This is a genomic window from Flavobacterium aquidurense, from assembly GCF_001404985.1.
GTDB classification, from domain to species: domain Bacteria; phylum Bacteroidota; class Bacteroidia; order Flavobacteriales; family Flavobacteriaceae; genus Flavobacterium; species Flavobacterium aquidurense_B.
On record NZ_JRLF01000015.1, the window covers coordinates 852,883 to 868,448 of the forward strand.

Annotated in this window: 15 protein-coding genes; 13 read left to right on the forward strand and 2 right to left on the reverse strand. The window is 33.8% G+C overall.

Features of this window, described 5'->3' with window-relative positions; genetic code table 11:
- Nucleotides 1-7: 7 nt before the first annotated feature.
- From RC62_RS22205 to RC62_RS22250, 10 genes are all read left to right on the forward strand, one after another.
- The gene (locus RC62_RS22205; RefSeq protein ID WP_055098529.1) at nucleotides 8-1,195 is read left to right on the forward strand and encodes a hypothetical protein; all 1,188 of its coding nucleotides are present in this window, start codon (nucleotides 8-10) and stop codon (nucleotides 1,193-1,195) included.
- Between the two features lie 52 nt (nucleotides 1,196-1,247).
- Nucleotides 1,248-1,736, forward strand: a complete 489-nt coding sequence (locus RC62_RS22210) for a YegJ family protein (RefSeq protein ID WP_055098530.1) — start codon at nucleotides 1,248-1,250, stop codon at nucleotides 1,734-1,736.
- Nucleotides 1,737-1,799: 63 nt separating this feature from the next.
- Nucleotides 1,800-2,528, forward strand: a complete 729-nt coding sequence (locus RC62_RS22215) for a M949_RS01915 family surface polysaccharide biosynthesis protein (protein WP_055098531.1) — start codon at nucleotides 1,800-1,802, stop codon at nucleotides 2,526-2,528.
- Nucleotides 2,529-2,708: 180 nt separating this feature from the next.
- On the forward strand, nucleotides 2,709-3,035 hold the full coding sequence (locus tag RC62_RS22220; RefSeq protein ID WP_055098532.1) for an ArsR/SmtB family transcription factor: 327 nt from the start codon (nucleotides 2,709-2,711) through the stop codon (nucleotides 3,033-3,035).
- Entirely contained in the window at nucleotides 3,025-3,519 is a 495-nt protein-coding gene (locus tag RC62_RS22225; protein ID WP_055098533.1) for an SRPBCC family protein, read from the forward strand. Before RC62_RS22220 ends, RC62_RS22225 begins: the two co-directional genes overlap by 11 nt.
- A gap of 51 nt (nucleotides 3,520-3,570) precedes the next feature.
- Complete coding sequence (locus RC62_RS22230; protein ID WP_055098534.1) at nucleotides 3,571-4,071, forward strand: SRPBCC family protein; 501 nt, start codon at nucleotides 3,571-3,573, stop codon at nucleotides 4,069-4,071.
- Nucleotides 4,072-4,208: 137 nt separating this feature from the next.
- Entirely contained in the window at nucleotides 4,209-5,081 is an 873-nt protein-coding gene (locus tag RC62_RS22235; RefSeq protein WP_055098535.1) for an alpha/beta hydrolase, read from the forward strand.
- 35 nt (nucleotides 5,082-5,116) lie between these two features.
- Nucleotides 5,117-5,800 carry a GNAT family N-acetyltransferase gene (locus RC62_RS22240; protein WP_055098536.1) on the forward strand — a complete coding sequence of 228 codons (684 nt, stop codon included), beginning with the start codon at nucleotides 5,117-5,119 and terminating at the stop codon, nucleotides 5,798-5,800.
- A gap of 35 nt (nucleotides 5,801-5,835) precedes the next feature.
- Nucleotides 5,836-6,201, forward strand: a complete 366-nt coding sequence (locus RC62_RS22245; protein WP_055098537.1) for a hypothetical protein — start codon at nucleotides 5,836-5,838, stop codon at nucleotides 6,199-6,201.
- 27 nt (nucleotides 6,202-6,228) lie between these two features.
- On the forward strand, nucleotides 6,229-6,597 hold the full coding sequence (locus tag RC62_RS22250) for a nuclear transport factor 2 family protein (protein WP_055098538.1): 369 nt from the start codon (nucleotides 6,229-6,231) through the stop codon (nucleotides 6,595-6,597).
- 22 nt (nucleotides 6,598-6,619) lie between these two features.
- Here the strand turns inward: RC62_RS22250 and RC62_RS22255 are convergent, their stop codons facing one another.
- Together RC62_RS22255 and RC62_RS22260 are read right to left on the reverse strand one after the other, a co-directional pair.
- Complete coding sequence (locus tag RC62_RS22255) at nucleotides 6,620-8,155, reverse strand: YifB family Mg chelatase-like AAA ATPase (RefSeq protein ID WP_055098539.1); 1,536 nt, start codon at nucleotides 8,153-8,155, stop codon at nucleotides 6,620-6,622.
- A 77-nt stretch (nucleotides 8,156-8,232) separates the two neighbouring features.
- Nucleotides 8,233-9,207 (reverse strand): Gfo/Idh/MocA family protein, encoded by a 975-nt coding sequence (locus tag RC62_RS22260; RefSeq protein WP_055098540.1) that lies wholly within the window; start codon nucleotides 9,205-9,207, stop codon nucleotides 8,233-8,235.
- A gap of 129 nt (nucleotides 9,208-9,336) precedes the next feature.
- Here RC62_RS22260 and RC62_RS22265 point away from each other — a divergent pair, with 129 nt between their 5' ends.
- The 3 genes from RC62_RS22265 (at nucleotide 9,337) to RC62_RS22275 (ending at nucleotide 15,334) form a co-directional block, all read left to right on the forward strand.
- The gene (locus tag RC62_RS22265) at nucleotides 9,337-12,336 is read left to right on the forward strand and encodes an amidohydrolase family protein (RefSeq protein ID WP_055098541.1); all 3,000 of its coding nucleotides are present in this window, start codon (nucleotides 9,337-9,339) and stop codon (nucleotides 12,334-12,336) included.
- A 35-nt stretch (nucleotides 12,337-12,371) separates the two neighbouring features.
- Entirely contained in the window at nucleotides 12,372-13,679 is a 1,308-nt protein-coding gene (locus tag RC62_RS22270; RefSeq protein WP_055098542.1) for an amidohydrolase family protein, read from the forward strand.
- A 338-nt stretch (nucleotides 13,680-14,017) separates the two neighbouring features.
- On the forward strand, nucleotides 14,018-15,334 hold the full coding sequence (locus RC62_RS22275) for an ammonium transporter (protein WP_055098543.1): 1,317 nt from the start codon (nucleotides 14,018-14,020) through the stop codon (nucleotides 15,332-15,334).
- Nucleotides 15,335-15,566: the final 232 nt, after the last annotated feature.

Consider the following 15,566-nt stretch of genomic DNA (forward strand, 5'->3'; position numbering starts at 1 on the left):
TCTTAGAATGAAAAAAATTACTTTACTGTTTTCTATATTATTTTTGACACTTGGGTCATGTGGTGTAAAAACAACTCAATCGCTATTAAGCGACGGAAATTATGATGGCGCAATCGATAGGGCTGTTGAAGCATTGAGAACAAAAAAAGACTCAAAAGGGAAACAGGATTATGTGTATCTACTCGAAGAAGCTTTTGCAAAAGCAAAAGACAGGGATTTACGCAATCTTGATTTGATGATAAAAGAGGCAAATCCTGCCAATTCAGAACGTATATATAACACGTATTTGCAACTGAATAACCGTCAGGAAAAAATCAGGCCTTTATTGCCTTTGCCATTATTGAAACAAGGAAAAAATGCGTCTTTTGCATTTGATAATTATTCTGATCAGATTGTAAGCAGCAAAAATGCACTCTCGAAATATTTATATGAAAATGCTTCGGCCCTTTTAAAATCGAATAATAAACTGGATTTCAGAAAAGCATATGATGATTTTTTCTACCTCGAAAGTATTAATCCAAATTATAAGAACACAAAAAAACTGATGGATGATGCACAGTTTAAAGGAACTGATTTTGTAGATGTTTACGCCAAAAACCAAACTAATATGGTGATCCCAAAGCAGCTTCAGGATGATTTACTTGATTTTAAAACCTACGGATTAAACGATAAATGGACAGTTTATCATAGTCTAAGGCAAAAAAATGTAACGTACGATTACAGCTTAATCATCAATTTTAGACAAATTAATATTTCGCCTGAACAAATTAAAGAGAAAGAATTCATTAAGGAAAAACAGGTTAAAGATGGCGTAAAAACACTGTTAGACAATCGCGGAAGACCTGTAAAAGATAGTTTGGGCAAGGAAATAAAGGTGGATAATTACAGAACACTTCGTGCCAATATTTACGAATTCAGACAATATAAATCGTGTCAGGTTACGGCACAAGTAGATTATGTAGAGGTAAAAACAAACCAATTACTACAATCGTTTCCGGTAACGAGCGAATTTATTTTCGAGAATATTTATTCGACTTATAAAGGTGACAGAAATGCTTGTGAAGATAATTATATGACCTGTTTTAATAAACGTGCGGTGCCTTTCCCTAACAACGAACAAATGGTTTACGATACAGGTGAAGATTTAAAAGCACGGCTTAAAGATATTATTGTCAGGAATAAATTTAGGGGATAAAGAGCCGTGACTTTAAGATTTTCTATATAACTTAATTTAATACCAGTAAAAAATGAAATCAAAAATTCTGTTTGTATTTATTACGTTCTGTTTGATAAGCTGTAAAAATTCAGATAAATTAGAAAGAGAAAATCAACCCGACATTTATCATGTTGAGGATAATGACAAAGAAATGGCTCAGGCAATTAAAGAAGCAAATGAAACTCTATCCGATTTTAACCTGGCTTTGGGAAACCCAAAAATTGAAGTAAAATCATTGAAAGTAAAATTTGAATCGGCTAATGGAAACGAACATATCTGGCTAAGTAACGTTACATACAAAAACGGAAAATACTCCGGAGTTTTAGACAATGAACCTGAATATATTACAGAACATAAAATTGGTGATAAAATAGCCGTTGACAGCAAAAACATAAGTGATTGGATGTATCTGGAAGATGGAAAATTGTTTGGCGGATATACTATAAAAGTATTGCGTAACCGAATGTCTCTTCCCGAAAGAAAACAATTTGATAGCGAAAGTGGAATGCAGATAGATTAAAATTAAAAGTATCACGATTCATATAAACATTAGTTTCATATTCTATAAACCATTCAAAAAACAATGCTAAATAAAAAACATACCACAAATATCGTCATTCTGTCTTTACTTATTTTACTATTTACAGGTTGCAAACCAGATGCAAAAGAGCAAGCAAAAACAACTGAAAAATCAGCATTAAGCGATACTGAAGATTTCGTTTTAGAAGTAAATAAAATTGATTCTACACAATTTCCTGCTTCTGTAAAATATGAAGGTTTTATTAAAAATGCAGTGCGATGGAAAGATAAATCAGGAGATAATATTGTAATTACAACTGAAACCGGAATTTATACCAGTAAAAAATTCAAACATGAAGCTGAGGACAGCAGTGATGCAGAATTATTTGCTTATCATTATATACTATCAAATAATGAAGCAAAACAAACCTGGAAAGTGTATGATTATATTTCTGATTGTCCGGTTGATATCGTAGCATCATTTGTTAAAAATACTTTTAAAGTTACTGACTTAGATAATAACGGGATCGCTGAAGTCTGGTTGATGTATAAAACCGTTTGTCATGGCGATGTAAGCCCTTCTAACATGAAAATCATTATGTATGAGGGAAATAATAAATTTGCCATGCGCGGAGAAAACAAAGTGCAGGTTGGAAGCGATGAAAATGATAAAAAATCGTTTTTGGGCGGCGAATATAAAATGGATGAAAACTTTAAAAAAGCACCAAAAGCTTTTAAAGATTATGCCCAAAAATTATGGAATGACAATATAATTGAAAACTGGGAGAACTAGAAATTATCTAATATATTTGAAGATCCAATCATTAAGATTTAATACCTAATACAAAGACGTACAATTGTTTGTACGTCTTTTTTTATGCCTAATTTTAAAAAAAATCAAAAAAAAGCGTTACGAAACCAAAAGGTTGCGTATATTTGCAACTGATTGGTTGCTAATTAAGATTAAATCAAAATGAAACGAGATATATTTCAAGCGATTGCTGACCCAACCCGTAGAGCAATTTTAGTGTTAGTTGCTACAAATGCGCTGACACCAAATACTATTGCAGAGCAATTTAATACAACACGACAAGCAGTTTCTAAACACATCAAAATTCTAAACGAATGTGAATTGTTAGAAGAAAAAAAAATAGGAAGAGAAATTTATTACCAACTGAAAATTGACAAGATGAAAGAAATAGACAAATGGTTAGCCCAGTTTAAAGAAATCTGGGAAGACCGTTTTAGTCAACTCGATCAAGTATTAATGAATCTAAAATCTAAAGAAAATGAAATCTAATCTTTTAATGAATTTTACTGTAGACAAAGAAAACAGCACGGTACACATAAAACGGGAGTTCAACGCATCGCTTGCCAATGTTTGGTCAGCCTGGACAGAACCTGAAATATTAGACCAATGGTGGGCCCCGGCTCCATTTAAGTCTAAAACAAAAAGCATGGAATTTAAGGAAGGCGGACGAAGATTGTATGCAATGGTAGGTCCTGAAAATCAGGAAAAATGGAGCTTTTTTGAGTATACCTCAATTTCTCCAAAAACGAATTTTAAACATTCCTCAACTTTTTGTGATGCCGAAGCAAATCCGGATCCTAATATTGGAAGTTCGTACTGGGATGTAACTTTCTCTGAAAAGGGAGATTTAACAACTGTTGATATTGCCATTAAACGAAATAGTCTGGCTGAGTTAGAAAAAATAATTGAAATGGGATTCAAAGAAGGATTCACTATTGCTCTGGAAGGTTTGGATAAAATCTTAGCATCATAAAATCAAATACCGTTTTTAATCAAATATTTATCAATTTTAAATCTTAAAAAAATGAAATCTGATTTATTAATGAATTTTACTGTAGACAAAGAAACAAGCACTGTAAATGTAAAACGTGAGTTTAATGCATCACTTTCGAATGTATGGTCCGCATGGACAGAAGCCGAAATACTTGATCAGTGGTGGGCTCCTGCTCCATGGAAAGCCAAAACAAAGAGAATGGATTTTAAAGAAGGCGGTCAGAGACTCTACGCCATGCTTGGTCCAAGAGGTGAAGAACATTGGGCTTTAGCAGATTTTAAGTCTATAACTCCAAAAACTAATTTTAAATATTTAGATGCTTTTTGCGATAACGAAGGTAATCTAAACAAGGATTTTCCCCGCTCTGACTGGGATGTAAGTTTTTCAGAACATGGAGATATGACTATTGTAGATATCGCTATCAAACATGAAAATCTTTCTGATCTTGAAAAAATAATCGAAATGGGCTTCAAGGAAGGTTTCACAATTGCGATGCAAGGTCTGGACGAAATTTTTGCTTCGAGAGCATAATATTTTCTACATTTTATTTATACAATCCCGTTCGTCTTGTGGCAAACGGGATTTTTTTCAACTTTTAATTCGTATTTTCGTTATTCAAAAAAAACTACTTTTCAAAAACTTAAAAAGTATTTAATTAATACCACAAAATGAATAAATTTAAAACTCTTACAATCCTGTTTTTTACTTCCGCTTTAATTTTTAGCCAATCCAATAAATCAAAAACAACAGAAACAATCAAACCTTTTGTTTTAGGTGTTATAGAAGAAATACAATCGAAAGAATTAGGCGAAAAAAGAATCCTGAATATTTATCTTCCGGAAGGTTACAAACCAGAAGATGCGACAAAATATCCCGTGATTTATTTATTGGATGGATCGGCAGACGAAGACTTTATTCACATTTCAGGATTAGTACAATTTAATAGTTTCGAATGGATCAATCAGGTTCCCAAGTCGATTGTAGTAGGGATTGCAACGGTTGACAGAAGAAGAGATTTTACGTTTCCTACAACTATAGAAAAAGATCAAAAACGTTTTGCTACTGCAGGACATTCTGATAAATTTATTGCTTTTATCGAAAAAGAATTACAGCCTTTTATTGAGAAAAAATACAAAACGACCAATTCTAAAACGATCATCGGGCAATCGTTAGGCGGATTACTTGAGACCGAAATTTTATTTAAAAAACCAACTCTTTTTAATAAATACATTATTGTAAGTCCAAGCATCTGGTGGAATAATGGTTCTATATTAAATCAGGAAAGCATAATGCTTCAGGAGTTTTTTAGCCAGCAAACTGATATTTATATTGCAGTGGGCAAAGAAGGTCTTACACCAACAGAACCAGCAAGAGTGATGGAAGTTGATGCCAATTTACTTGCCGAAAAAATTAAAGCCACAAAAAGTAAAAACATAAAAGTTTATTTCGACTATCTTCCTAAAGAAAATCATGGCACAATTTTACACCCTGCAGTTTCAAATTCTTTTAAATTCTTCTATCCAATACAAGAGATTAAATAAAGGAAAGTTTTAAGATTATCGAAAAATAGTTTATAATGAAAAATACAGAAGAATATAAATTAGACAATCCGGTATGGAATTCTTTATCAGAAACTCATGCTGATTTTGCCATAGATTATAACGGAACTCAGTTTTATAATCCTGATTATTGTCCGTTTGGTGGTTTTGTAAAAACAGAAAGTACTTTAGACGCCACAAATCAATATTCAGCATTAGGAGAAAGTTTTTTTATTGTGGGAGAAAAACCTGAAATAGCTGATTCCTTAAAAATTGCAAAAGAATTAGTTTGTCTTCAAATGATTGTTTACAATAAAATACAGCAACCCATAACTGCAGAAATTATAAAACTTACTAAGGAACATAACGATGAATTGGTTGATTTAGTCAATTTCGTACAGCCGGGATATTTTAAAAATAAAACTTCGTCGCTTGGTAATTACTTCGGGATTTTTAATGACAATAAACTAGTTGCCATTACGGGCGAACGCATGAAAATGAATGACTTTACAGAAATCAGTGCTATTATAACACATCCGGATCATACCGGAAAAGGATATGCCAAACAATTGATTACTCATGTAGTCAACAAAATTTTTGAAGAGAATAAAATTCCCTATTTACATGTAGTCGAAAGTAATATTGGAGCAATTGCGCTTTATGAAAAACTAGGTTTTGTAACGAGAAGAAAAATTAGTTTTTGGAATATTTCTAAAAATTAGTATTTTTACCTTATAACTCTAATAACCATGCAATTATGCAAAAAACAATTTTAATCTTTATCTGTTTAATTGGTTTATCTGTAAATGCACAAACCTCTAAAGAACTTATTGGAAAATGGCAATTAGTAAAATGGGAAAAGAAAGGCAAGGAAAAAGATATTAAGGATTATTTTAAAACGGATCAGGTTTATCAGGTTTTTAGAGAGAATGGAGATTTTGAAAGCCTGGTGGGGGATGAATCACACAAAGCTAAATGGAAATTGTCACAAGATAATTCTGAACTTACTATTATTGCCGTGTTATTGCCCATAAAATTTACAATAGATTATTTTGATGCCACAAAACGTATTATTACAACGCCGCAAATGGGAACCCTCGAATACAAAAAAGTTAGTGAATAAATTATTCAATCTTAATCTCTTTTGAATATGAGTGCAAATAAACAAACTGTAAACGAATACATGGAAGCTTTTAAAGTAAGTGATCATGAAAGAATACTTGCTTGTCTTACTGATGATATTATCTGGGAAATGCCGGGAATCTATCAACATGTTGGCAAAGAAGAATTTGATAAAGAAATTGAAAATGATAATTTTGTTGGAAGCCCGGCAATTCAAATTATAAAACTTGTTGAAGAAAACAATGTTGTCATTGCTGAAGGTGCAGTTCAGGGAAATATGAAAAACGGGAATATATTAAATGCTGTTTTTTGTGATGTTTTTGAAATGGAAAATGGTAAAATAAAAAAGTTAACTTCTTATTTAATGTCGAAAAGTGCGAGTTTAAAATTCGAATAATTTTCTAACCATAAACATAACATCAGCCAAGCCAGCCATCACGATCAAGACTTCTATATTGAATTGCTTCGGCGATATGTTGCGATATGACCAACGGCGCATTATCGAGATCAGCTATTGTGCGGGCTACTTTCAGGATTCTGTCATAAGCACGTGCAGAAAGATTCAATCGTTCCATCGCAGTTTTTAATAATTCTTTTGACTGATCGTCAAGCGCACAATATTCCCTGATTAACTTACTGCTCATTTGTGCATTATAATGTATGTTTTCTAATGCTTCGAATCGTTGAGTCTGAATTTCCCTTGCTGCTGTAACTCTCTTCCTAATTTCAACACTGCTTTCGGCTTTTCGATCATCAGATAATTTTTCAAAAGGAACCGGCGTAACTTCAATATGAATGTCGATCCTGTCTAATAAAGGCCCTGATATTTTACTTAAATAACGCTGCATTTCCTGTGGCGAAGAAGTATTTGGCATACTTGGGTCATTAAAAAAACCACTTGGGCTTGGGTTCATACTCGCCACTAACATAAAAGATGACGGATAAGTTACTGTAAATTTAGCACGCGAAATAGTTACTTCACGATCTTCAAGCGGCTGACGCATAACTTCTAAAACATCACGTTTAAATTCCGGTAATTCGTCCAGAAACAAAACTCCGTTATGTGCCATCGAAATTTCGCCAGGCTGCGGATAACTTCCTCCACCAACAAGTGCAACATTCGAAATAGTATGATGCGGACTACGAAATGGCCGCTGATTCATTAAACCTACTTCTTTTAATTTTCCAGCAACACTATGAATTTTAGTCGTTTCTAATGCTTCCCGTAAAGTCATTGGCGGTAAAATACTGGGCACACGTTTGGCAAGCATCGTTTTTCCTGCTCCAGGCGGACCAATTAAAATAATATTGTGACCTCCGGCAGCAGCAATTTCCATACATCGTTTTATACTTTCTTGTCCGCGCACATCAGAAAAATCGAATTCCGGAAAATCTAAGGTTTTATAAAATTCGGCTCGCGTATCAATAATGGTAGGTTGAAGAGTTCCTTTGCCAGCAAAAAAGTTAATTACATCTTGCACATTTTCGACTCCGTATACATTTAATCCGTCAACAATCGCAGCTTCTTTTACGTTTTGAATTGGGAGGAAAAAACCTTTATAACCTTCTTCTTTCGCTTTTATGGCAATGGGTAAAGCTCCGCGAATGGGTTGTAAACTTCCGTCGAGAGAAAGCTCTCCCATAATGACATAATTTTCAATTTCAGGAGCTTTTATCTGATCTGAGGCTACTAAAATTCCCATTGCTAATGGTAAATCATACGCAGAACCTTCCTTTCTTAAGTCTGCAGGTGCCATATTGATCGTTATTTTTTTGCCGGGTAAACTGTAGCCATTATTTTTAAGAGCGGCAGCAATTCGGTAACTGCTTTCTTTTATTGCATTGTCAGGCAATCCAACTAAGTGATAACCAATCCCTTTATCCATATGAACTTCTACAGTAATTGTAGTCGCCTCAACTCCAAAAACGGCACTTCCGTAAACTTTTACTAACATAAAATCTCTTCATTAAATATTTTTAAATCTAATGAAAAAAATCTTAATTATAATATTTTTACTACAAAATGTATTATTTAAAATTCTAAACCTATTTGAGTTTTAATCTCGTCTGTTATTTTACTCAAATCAAGACAATTTTGATGTGACCAAAGCTGACTTTCGATTTGATTATTTCTGATACAATCATGACATTCAATTGCTTCATGGGTATATCCAGTTCCCAGATTTGGCAAACTAAAATTTTCTTCATTACCATTTTTAGAAACAGAATATCCGTCAGCAATATACCACGGAGAATTAAGCTGAATATGTCCTTGTGTACCGCTTATTGTGGCGTTCATATCAGACTCTGAAATTATAGAAGCATGCAAAACTGCCTGAGCATTCTCATATTGCAAAATCATGGATGTTTGAAGATCGATTCCGTTTTTATGATCAATAGATTTTGCTGTTATTTCTTTTGGAATCCCAAGCATTATATAGGAGAGAAATAACGGATAAACGCCAATATCAAATAAAGCGCCACCGCCAAGATTTTTATCAAAAAGTCTTCCTCCTTGTTTTTCGTCTGCATAGAAAGCAAAATCAGCTTTTATATGTTTTACATCGCCAATAATTCCCTGATTTATTTTAGCCAAAACTTCCTGAACCGACGGAATGAAACGCGTCCAGAATGCTTCCATAAAAAATTTATTGTGTTTTTTAGAAGCTTCGACCATTCGAACAGCATCTTTATAAGACAGTGCAAGTGGTTTTTCGCATAATACATGTTTCCCGTTTTCTAATGCTTTTATAGATAATTCGGCATGCGAGTCATGTGGCGTTGCAATATAAATAATGTCGACCTGATCATCTTTAAAAAGCATATCATAAGAATCGTATGCTTTGAGGCAATCGTACTTTTTTGCAAACTCAATTGCTTTACCATGATCTCTGGAAGCAACTGCAAACAAATGAGCGTCATCTAACAGCAGCAAATCTGCAGCAAATTGATTTGCAATGTTTCCCAGGCCAATGATTCCCCATTTTATTGTCTTGTTATTTTTCATACTATTCTATAAGTGCTACTTATCAATGGTTTAATTAAATTATTAACCAAATAAAGAAAAAACATTTAACTAAATAAATTTTAGATAACATATATTTCATATTTTTAGCAACAAAATTGCAAATTAACTATGAAAAAAGCCCTACTCCTACTCTTTTTGAGTGTTTTTTTAACAAAAACCTACGCTCAGGAATACTTCCCAATTAATGAAAGTGTGCAGAACAAGAACAAGAATTACACTGTTTTTACCAATGCCACGATTTATGTTACACCAACTCAAAAAATCGAAAAAGGAACTTTACTCATTCAGGATGGGAAAGTTGTTGCAGTTGGAAATACTATTACAATTCCTAAAAACAGTATTGCTATTGATCTTGAAGGAAAAACAATTTACCCTTCATTTATTGATATTTATACCAGTTTTGGCGTTGAAAAACCAAAAGCTAATGTAACCAGAGGACGCGATCGTAACCCACTATACGATACGAAACGAGTTGGTTATTACTGGAACGAAAGTGTTCGCCCGGAAGTAAATACGTATGAAACGTTTAAATATGACCAGCCAAAAGCCGAAGAATTACTAAAAGCAGGTTTTGGTGTTGTTGGAACTCATATTCCTGACGGAATCGCTCAGGGAACAGGAGTTTTAGTTGCCCTGAATAATGCTGAAAACAGTAAACAAATCATCGCCAATAAAATTACCAATCACTTTGCATTCTCAAGAAGTGCCTTAACAAATCAGGCATATCCAAGCTCATTAATGGGTATGATGGCCTTATTGCGTCAGATGTATTTAGACCTGGATTGGTATAAAAAAGGAAATTCTGACACTAAAGATTTATCGTTAGAGGCATTGGCAAACAACGAAAAACTAGTTCAGATTTTTGCTTCAGAAGACAAATTAAATAGTTTGAGAGCCGCTAAAATCGCTAAAGAGTTTGGCTTAAGTTATGTTCTGAAAGGCAGCGGAAATGAGTTTGAAAGAATCGACGAAATCAAAAATACAAACGCAAAATATATTATCCCAATAAGTTTCCCTGAGGCTTATGATGTTTCAAATCCATATTTATCTAATCAAATAGAGTTGACAGATATGCGTTTCTGGAATCAGGCACCTTCAAACCTAAAAGTATTATCAGATAATGGTGTTGTTTTTGCCCTGACGACTGACAAATTAAAAAAGACTGAAGACTTTAAACCTAATTTATTAAAAGCCATTAAATATGGTTTTGATAAAACGAAAGCTTTAGAAGCCCTGACAACAATTCCGGCCGCTATTTTAGGAAAAAGCAATGAAGTTGGAAGTTTAAAAACCGGAAGTTATGCCAATTTTGTAATTACTTCAGGTGAAATTTTTGACGAGAAAACGGTTTTATATGAAAACTGGGTTCAGGGAACAAAATATGTAGTAAATGATATTAATGGAAAAGATATTCGCGGAAACTATGACTTAACAGTTGGAAAAGATACTTATAAATGGAAAATTGACGGAACTGTTGATGCGCCAAAATCTGAAATAACTACTGCCGATGCAAAAAAATTAAAAACCACTTTTGCTGTTTCTAAAAATTGGATTTCCCTTTTAATTAAACCTGCAGACACCATTAAATCAAACTATACACGTTTAACCGGATTTATCGAAAAACCGGAAAGTTTATCCGGAAAAGCTGTTTTATCAAATGGTGATGAGTTGACCTGGACTGCTTTAAGAACAAGTGCATTTGTTGCTGTTAAAGATACTGTCAAAGTAGAAAAACCAAATCCTATTATTCCAACAACTTATCCTAACGTTGCTTTTGGTGATTCGAAAAAACTAACGGCTCAAACCTTATTATTTAAAAATGCTACTGTTTGGACAAATGAAAAAGAAGGCGTTTTGACAGAAACTGATGTTTTAATTAAAAACGGAAAAATTGCTGCAGTTGGTAAAAATCTTTCAGATGCATCTGCTACAGTAATTGATGCAAAAGGAAAACATATTACAAGCGGAATCATCGATGAGCATTCGCATATTGCTATTTCAAAAGGTGTTAACGAAAGCGGTCACAACTCAACTGCCGAAGTTACGATTCAGGATGTTGTAAACTCTGAAGATATTAATATTTACAGGGATCTTGCCGGAGGTGTAACGATTTCTCAGCTTTTACACGGATCTGCAAACCCTATTGGCGGTCGTTCTGCAATTGTAAAATGGAAATGGGGATCTTCTCCTGATGAAATGTTATACAAAAACCAACCTAAGTTTATCAAATTTGCTTTAGGAGAAAATGTAAAACAAGCCAATTGGGGAATAGATAATCCAACTCGTTTTCCTCAAACGAGAATGGGTGTTGAACAGGTTTTTACAGACTATTTTCAACGTGCCAAAGAATATGACGAAAACTGGAAAAAATTCAACGCCGGTTCTAAAAAAGGAAAAGCGCCAAGAGTTGATTTAGAATTGCAGACTATTGCAGAAATCATCAATAAAGAGCGTTTCATTACCTGTCACTCATATGTAGAATCTGAGATTTTGATGTTGATGAATGTTACTGAGAAATTCAATTTTAGAGTAAACACTTTTACGCATATTCTAGAAGGGTACAAAGTAGCTGATAAAATGAAAGAACACGGAGTTGGAGCTTCTACCTTCTCTGATTGGTGGGCTTATAAATTTGAAGTAAATGATGCAATTCCGTTCAACGGGCCAATTATGCACAATGAAGGATTAGTTGTGGCTTATAACTCTGATGATGCAGAGATGTCCAGAAGATTGAATCAGGAAGCTGCAAAAGCAGTTAAATACGGAAATATTTCTGAGGAAGATGCCTGGAAATTTGTAACCCTGAATCCTGCCAAATTATTACATATCGATGATAAAGTAGGAAGTCTTAAAGTAGGTAAAGATGCTGATGTTGTATTATGGAGCGACAATCCATTATCTATTTATGCAAAAGCAGAAAAAACAATTATTGAAGGTGTTGTTTATTTTGATATTGAAAAAGATGCCGAAAAACAACTCGCTATTACTAAAGAAAGAAGCTTGTTAATTGGGCAAATGCTACAGGAAAAAAACAAAGGCGCAGGTACACAACAGCCTACAAGAAAAGAGAAAAAAGAATATCACTGTGATACTTTAGAACAATTATAGGCTTTAGAAAATTCAGAAAGATAAAAAAACATAATATGATACATAAAAACATATATATAATGCTGCTCGCAGTTTGTGCTTCGGTACAAATAAAAGCACAGCAAATACCGGCACCAAAAGAAACTAAATCAGTTTTGATTTTAAATGCTACTGCACATTTAGGTAACGGAACAGTGATTGAAAATAGCGCGATTGGTTTCAAGGACGGAAAGATTACTTTAGTAGCCGATGCCAGAACAATCAGGCTTGCTGCCGATGCATTTGATACTACTATTGATGCCAGCGGAAAACATGTTTATCCGGGATTTATTGTTCCTAATGCAACATTAGGTCTGGTAGAAATTGATGCGGTAAAATCATCTGATGATGAAGAAGAAATTGGAAGTTTTAATCCAAATGTAAGAAGTATAATTGCTTACAATTCAGAATCTAAAGTAGTAGAAACTGTTCGTCCGAATGGTGTTTTAATCGCTCAGATTACGCCTCGTGGAGGCAGAATTTCAGGAACATCTTCAGTAGTACAATTAGATGCCTGGAGCTGGAAGGATGCTATCATAAAAGAGAATGACGGAATTCACCTTAATTTTCCATCAAACTTTAAAAGATCAGGATCATGGTTTGAACCCGGAATAATCGAAGCAAACAAAGATTATCCTAAACAAGTTGAAGAAATAGCTGCATTTTTAATTAATTCTAAAGCTTACAATCAAACTCCTTCAAAAGAACGAAATGTAGTTTTAGAAGCAACAAAAGGACTTTTTGACGGAACACAGACGCTGTATATCCATGCAGATGAAGAGAAACAAATTGTAGATGCCATACAATTGGCCGTTGACAACCAGATTAAAAAAATTGTTATTGTTGGAGGTTTTGAAGCCTACAAATCTGCTGATGTCTTGCAAAAATACAATGTTGGTGTTTTTCTAAGACGTGTTCACGATATGCCGGCAAGTGATGACCAAGATGTAAATCTGCCTTATAAAATGGCTAAAATACTTACTGATAAAGGCATTGTGGTTGGCCTCGAAAACAGCGGAGATCACGAACGTATGAGCGTAAGAAATCTTCCTTTCCTGGCAGGAACTTGTGCTGCTTTTGGTCTGGATAAAGAAAAAGCTTTACAGCTTATCACTTCAAATACGGCAAAATTACTAGGTATTGATGCTACTTGCGGTACATTAGAAACGGGTAAAGATGCAACGTTATTTATTTCTGAAGGTGATGCACTCGACATGAGAACCAATAAATTAACGACTGCCTTTATTCAGGGCAGATCCATTAACTTAGAAACTTTTCAAACTAAATTGAACGATAAATTCAAGGCAAAATTTAATCAGAAATAGATAAACATCTCTTCTTAAAAAAGGCATCATTTGAAAATTCATTTGATGCCTTTTTATTTAAAATCAAAATCATTTTTTATCAATTATTTGAATATTTAAGCATTATTAATCTTAAAATTGAAATTATTATGATTGTTTTTTGTTAACAAAGCCACTAAAAACCTACTTTTTAAAAATTTTCATTAATAAATTCCAAATTTTAAGTTCTTTTTAACAAATACACGCAAAATATAGGGGGTTAAATTTAAAAATTAACAAAAATTAAGTATTGAACTCTATTTTTTATAGGGGTGTCAATTGATTTTATACTTTTATAAAAAATTTAAAACTAAATAACTATGCGAAAAATTATTTTAAGTGTGATTCTTATCACTATTTTGGTACTAACCTTTATATCAAACTTTATCTTAAAAGACAGTCCAATTCCGGCTGAAGCGGTAAAGTTCGACACAGGAGATACAGCTTGGATGATCGTAGCAACTGCATTTGTATTGCTTATGACACCAGGATTAGGTTTTTTCTACGGAGGAATGGTAGGTAAGAAAAACGTTATCAGTACGATGTTACAAAGTTTCATGGCAATGGTAATTGTTACTATCTTATGGGTTGTGGTTGCATTTGGATTAGCTTTTGGTCCTACTATAGGAGGAATCATAGGAAATCCATCTACTAATTTATTCTTTGAAGGCGTTGGTACCAACACTGCATGGAGTCTTGCCCCAACTATTCCGTTTATGTTATTCGCGTTGTTTCAAGCAAAATTTGCCATCATTACACCAGCATTAATTACTGGTGCATTTGCAGAACGTGTACGTTTCTGGGCTTATTTATTATTTATGGTTTTATTTATTTTAGTTATATATGCACCTTTAGCTCACATGACATGGCATCCTGATGGAGTTTTCTTTAAAATGGGAGTATTAGATTTTGCAGGAGGAACAGTAGTACACATGAGTGCTGGTTGGGCTGCATTAGCCGGAGCAATCTTTTTAGGAAAAAGAAAAATTCAGAAAGTTAATCCTGCCAGAATTACTTATGTATTATTAGGTACAGGTTTACTATGGTTTGGATGGTTTGGTTTCAATGCAGGTTCTGCACTTGGGGCAAACGGTTTAGCCGTTCAGGCTTTAGGAACTACAACTGTTGCTGCTGCCGCTGCTGCTATGGCCTGGGTTTTCCTTGATAAAATCATCGGACATAAATTATCTGCTCTTGGAGCTTGTATTGGAGCTGTTGTAGGTCTTGTTGCTATTACACCTGCTGCCGGTTTCGTAAGTATTCCTCACGCTATTTTTATCGGGGCTTTCTCTGCAATTGTTAGTAATCTTGTAGTCAGCAAATTCCCTAAAGGTAAAATTGATGATGCCTTAGACGTTTTTGCTTGTCACGGTGTTGGTGGAATGGTAGGTATGCTGTTAACAGGAGTTTTTGCTTCAAAAGCTATTAATCCTGCTGTTGGAGACAATCAAGGTTTAATCTTTGGAACCCCAACTTTATTCATCAACCAATTAACTGCCTTAGTAATCGTTTCAATCTTCGCTTTTGTAGGTTCGTATATTTTATTCTTTGTTGTAAATAAAATTACACCTTTAAGAGTTACTGAAGAAAAAGAAGAATTAGGATTAGACATTTCTCAACACGGAGAATTTTTATAAGAAATAAACCAAAACCAAAATAAACCAAAATTAAAAAAGCACTCTGAGTTAGACTTAGAGTGCTTTTTGCTTTAATTATTTTAGAGGAAAGAAGATAGATTAAAGAGAATAGAATGAAGAGTAGAATATAGAAAATAGATGCAAGAAGTTAGAAGCAAGAGTAAATGCAAGATAACAAAGCGAAAGAATAGAAACAAAAAAATTGCTAATACAAAAAAGCACTCTGAGTTTG

What these genes read in the sequence shown, in the direction of transcription:
- RC62_RS22260 (WP_055098540.1), bottom strand. Translation starts at nt 9,207, where the DNA reads ATGAAAAATAACAAGACAATAAAATGGGGAATCATTGGCCTGGGAAAC.
- RC62_RS22215 (WP_055098531.1), top strand. Translation starts at nt 1,800, where the DNA reads ATGCTAAATAAAAAACATACCACAAATATCGTCATTCTGTCTTTACTT.
- RC62_RS22265 (WP_055098541.1), top strand. Translation starts at nt 9,337, where the DNA reads ATGAAAAAAGCCCTACTCCTACTCTTTTTGAGTGTTTTTTTAACAAAA.
- RC62_RS22275 (WP_055098543.1), top strand. Translation starts at nt 14,018, where the DNA reads ATGCGAAAAATTATTTTAAGTGTGATTCTTATCACTATTTTGGTACTA.
- RC62_RS22250 (WP_055098538.1), top strand. Translation starts at nt 6,229, where the DNA reads ATGAGTGCAAATAAACAAACTGTAAACGAATACATGGAAGCTTTTAAA.
- RC62_RS22235 (WP_055098535.1), top strand. Translation starts at nt 4,209, where the DNA reads ATGAATAAATTTAAAACTCTTACAATCCTGTTTTTTACTTCCGCTTTA.
- RC62_RS22210 (WP_055098530.1), top strand. Translation starts at nt 1,248, where the DNA reads ATGAAATCAAAAATTCTGTTTGTATTTATTACGTTCTGTTTGATAAGC.
- RC62_RS22225 (WP_055098533.1), top strand. Translation starts at nt 3,025, where the DNA reads ATGAAATCTAATCTTTTAATGAATTTTACTGTAGACAAAGAAAACAGC.
- RC62_RS22220 (WP_055098532.1), top strand. Translation starts at nt 2,709, where the DNA reads ATGAAACGAGATATATTTCAAGCGATTGCTGACCCAACCCGTAGAGCA.
- RC62_RS22240 (WP_055098536.1), top strand. Translation starts at nt 5,117, where the DNA reads ATGAAAAATACAGAAGAATATAAATTAGACAATCCGGTATGGAATTCT.
- RC62_RS22245 (WP_055098537.1), top strand. Translation starts at nt 5,836, where the DNA reads ATGCAAAAAACAATTTTAATCTTTATCTGTTTAATTGGTTTATCTGTA.
- RC62_RS22270 (WP_055098542.1), top strand. Translation starts at nt 12,372, where the DNA reads ATGATACATAAAAACATATATATAATGCTGCTCGCAGTTTGTGCTTCG.
- RC62_RS22205 (WP_055098529.1), top strand. Translation starts at nt 8, where the DNA reads ATGAAAAAAATTACTTTACTGTTTTCTATATTATTTTTGACACTTGGG.
- RC62_RS22230 (WP_055098534.1), top strand. Translation starts at nt 3,571, where the DNA reads ATGAAATCTGATTTATTAATGAATTTTACTGTAGACAAAGAAACAAGC.
- RC62_RS22255 (WP_055098539.1), bottom strand. Translation starts at nt 8,155, where the DNA reads ATGTTAGTAAAAGTTTACGGAAGTGCCGTTTTTGGAGTTGAGGCGACT.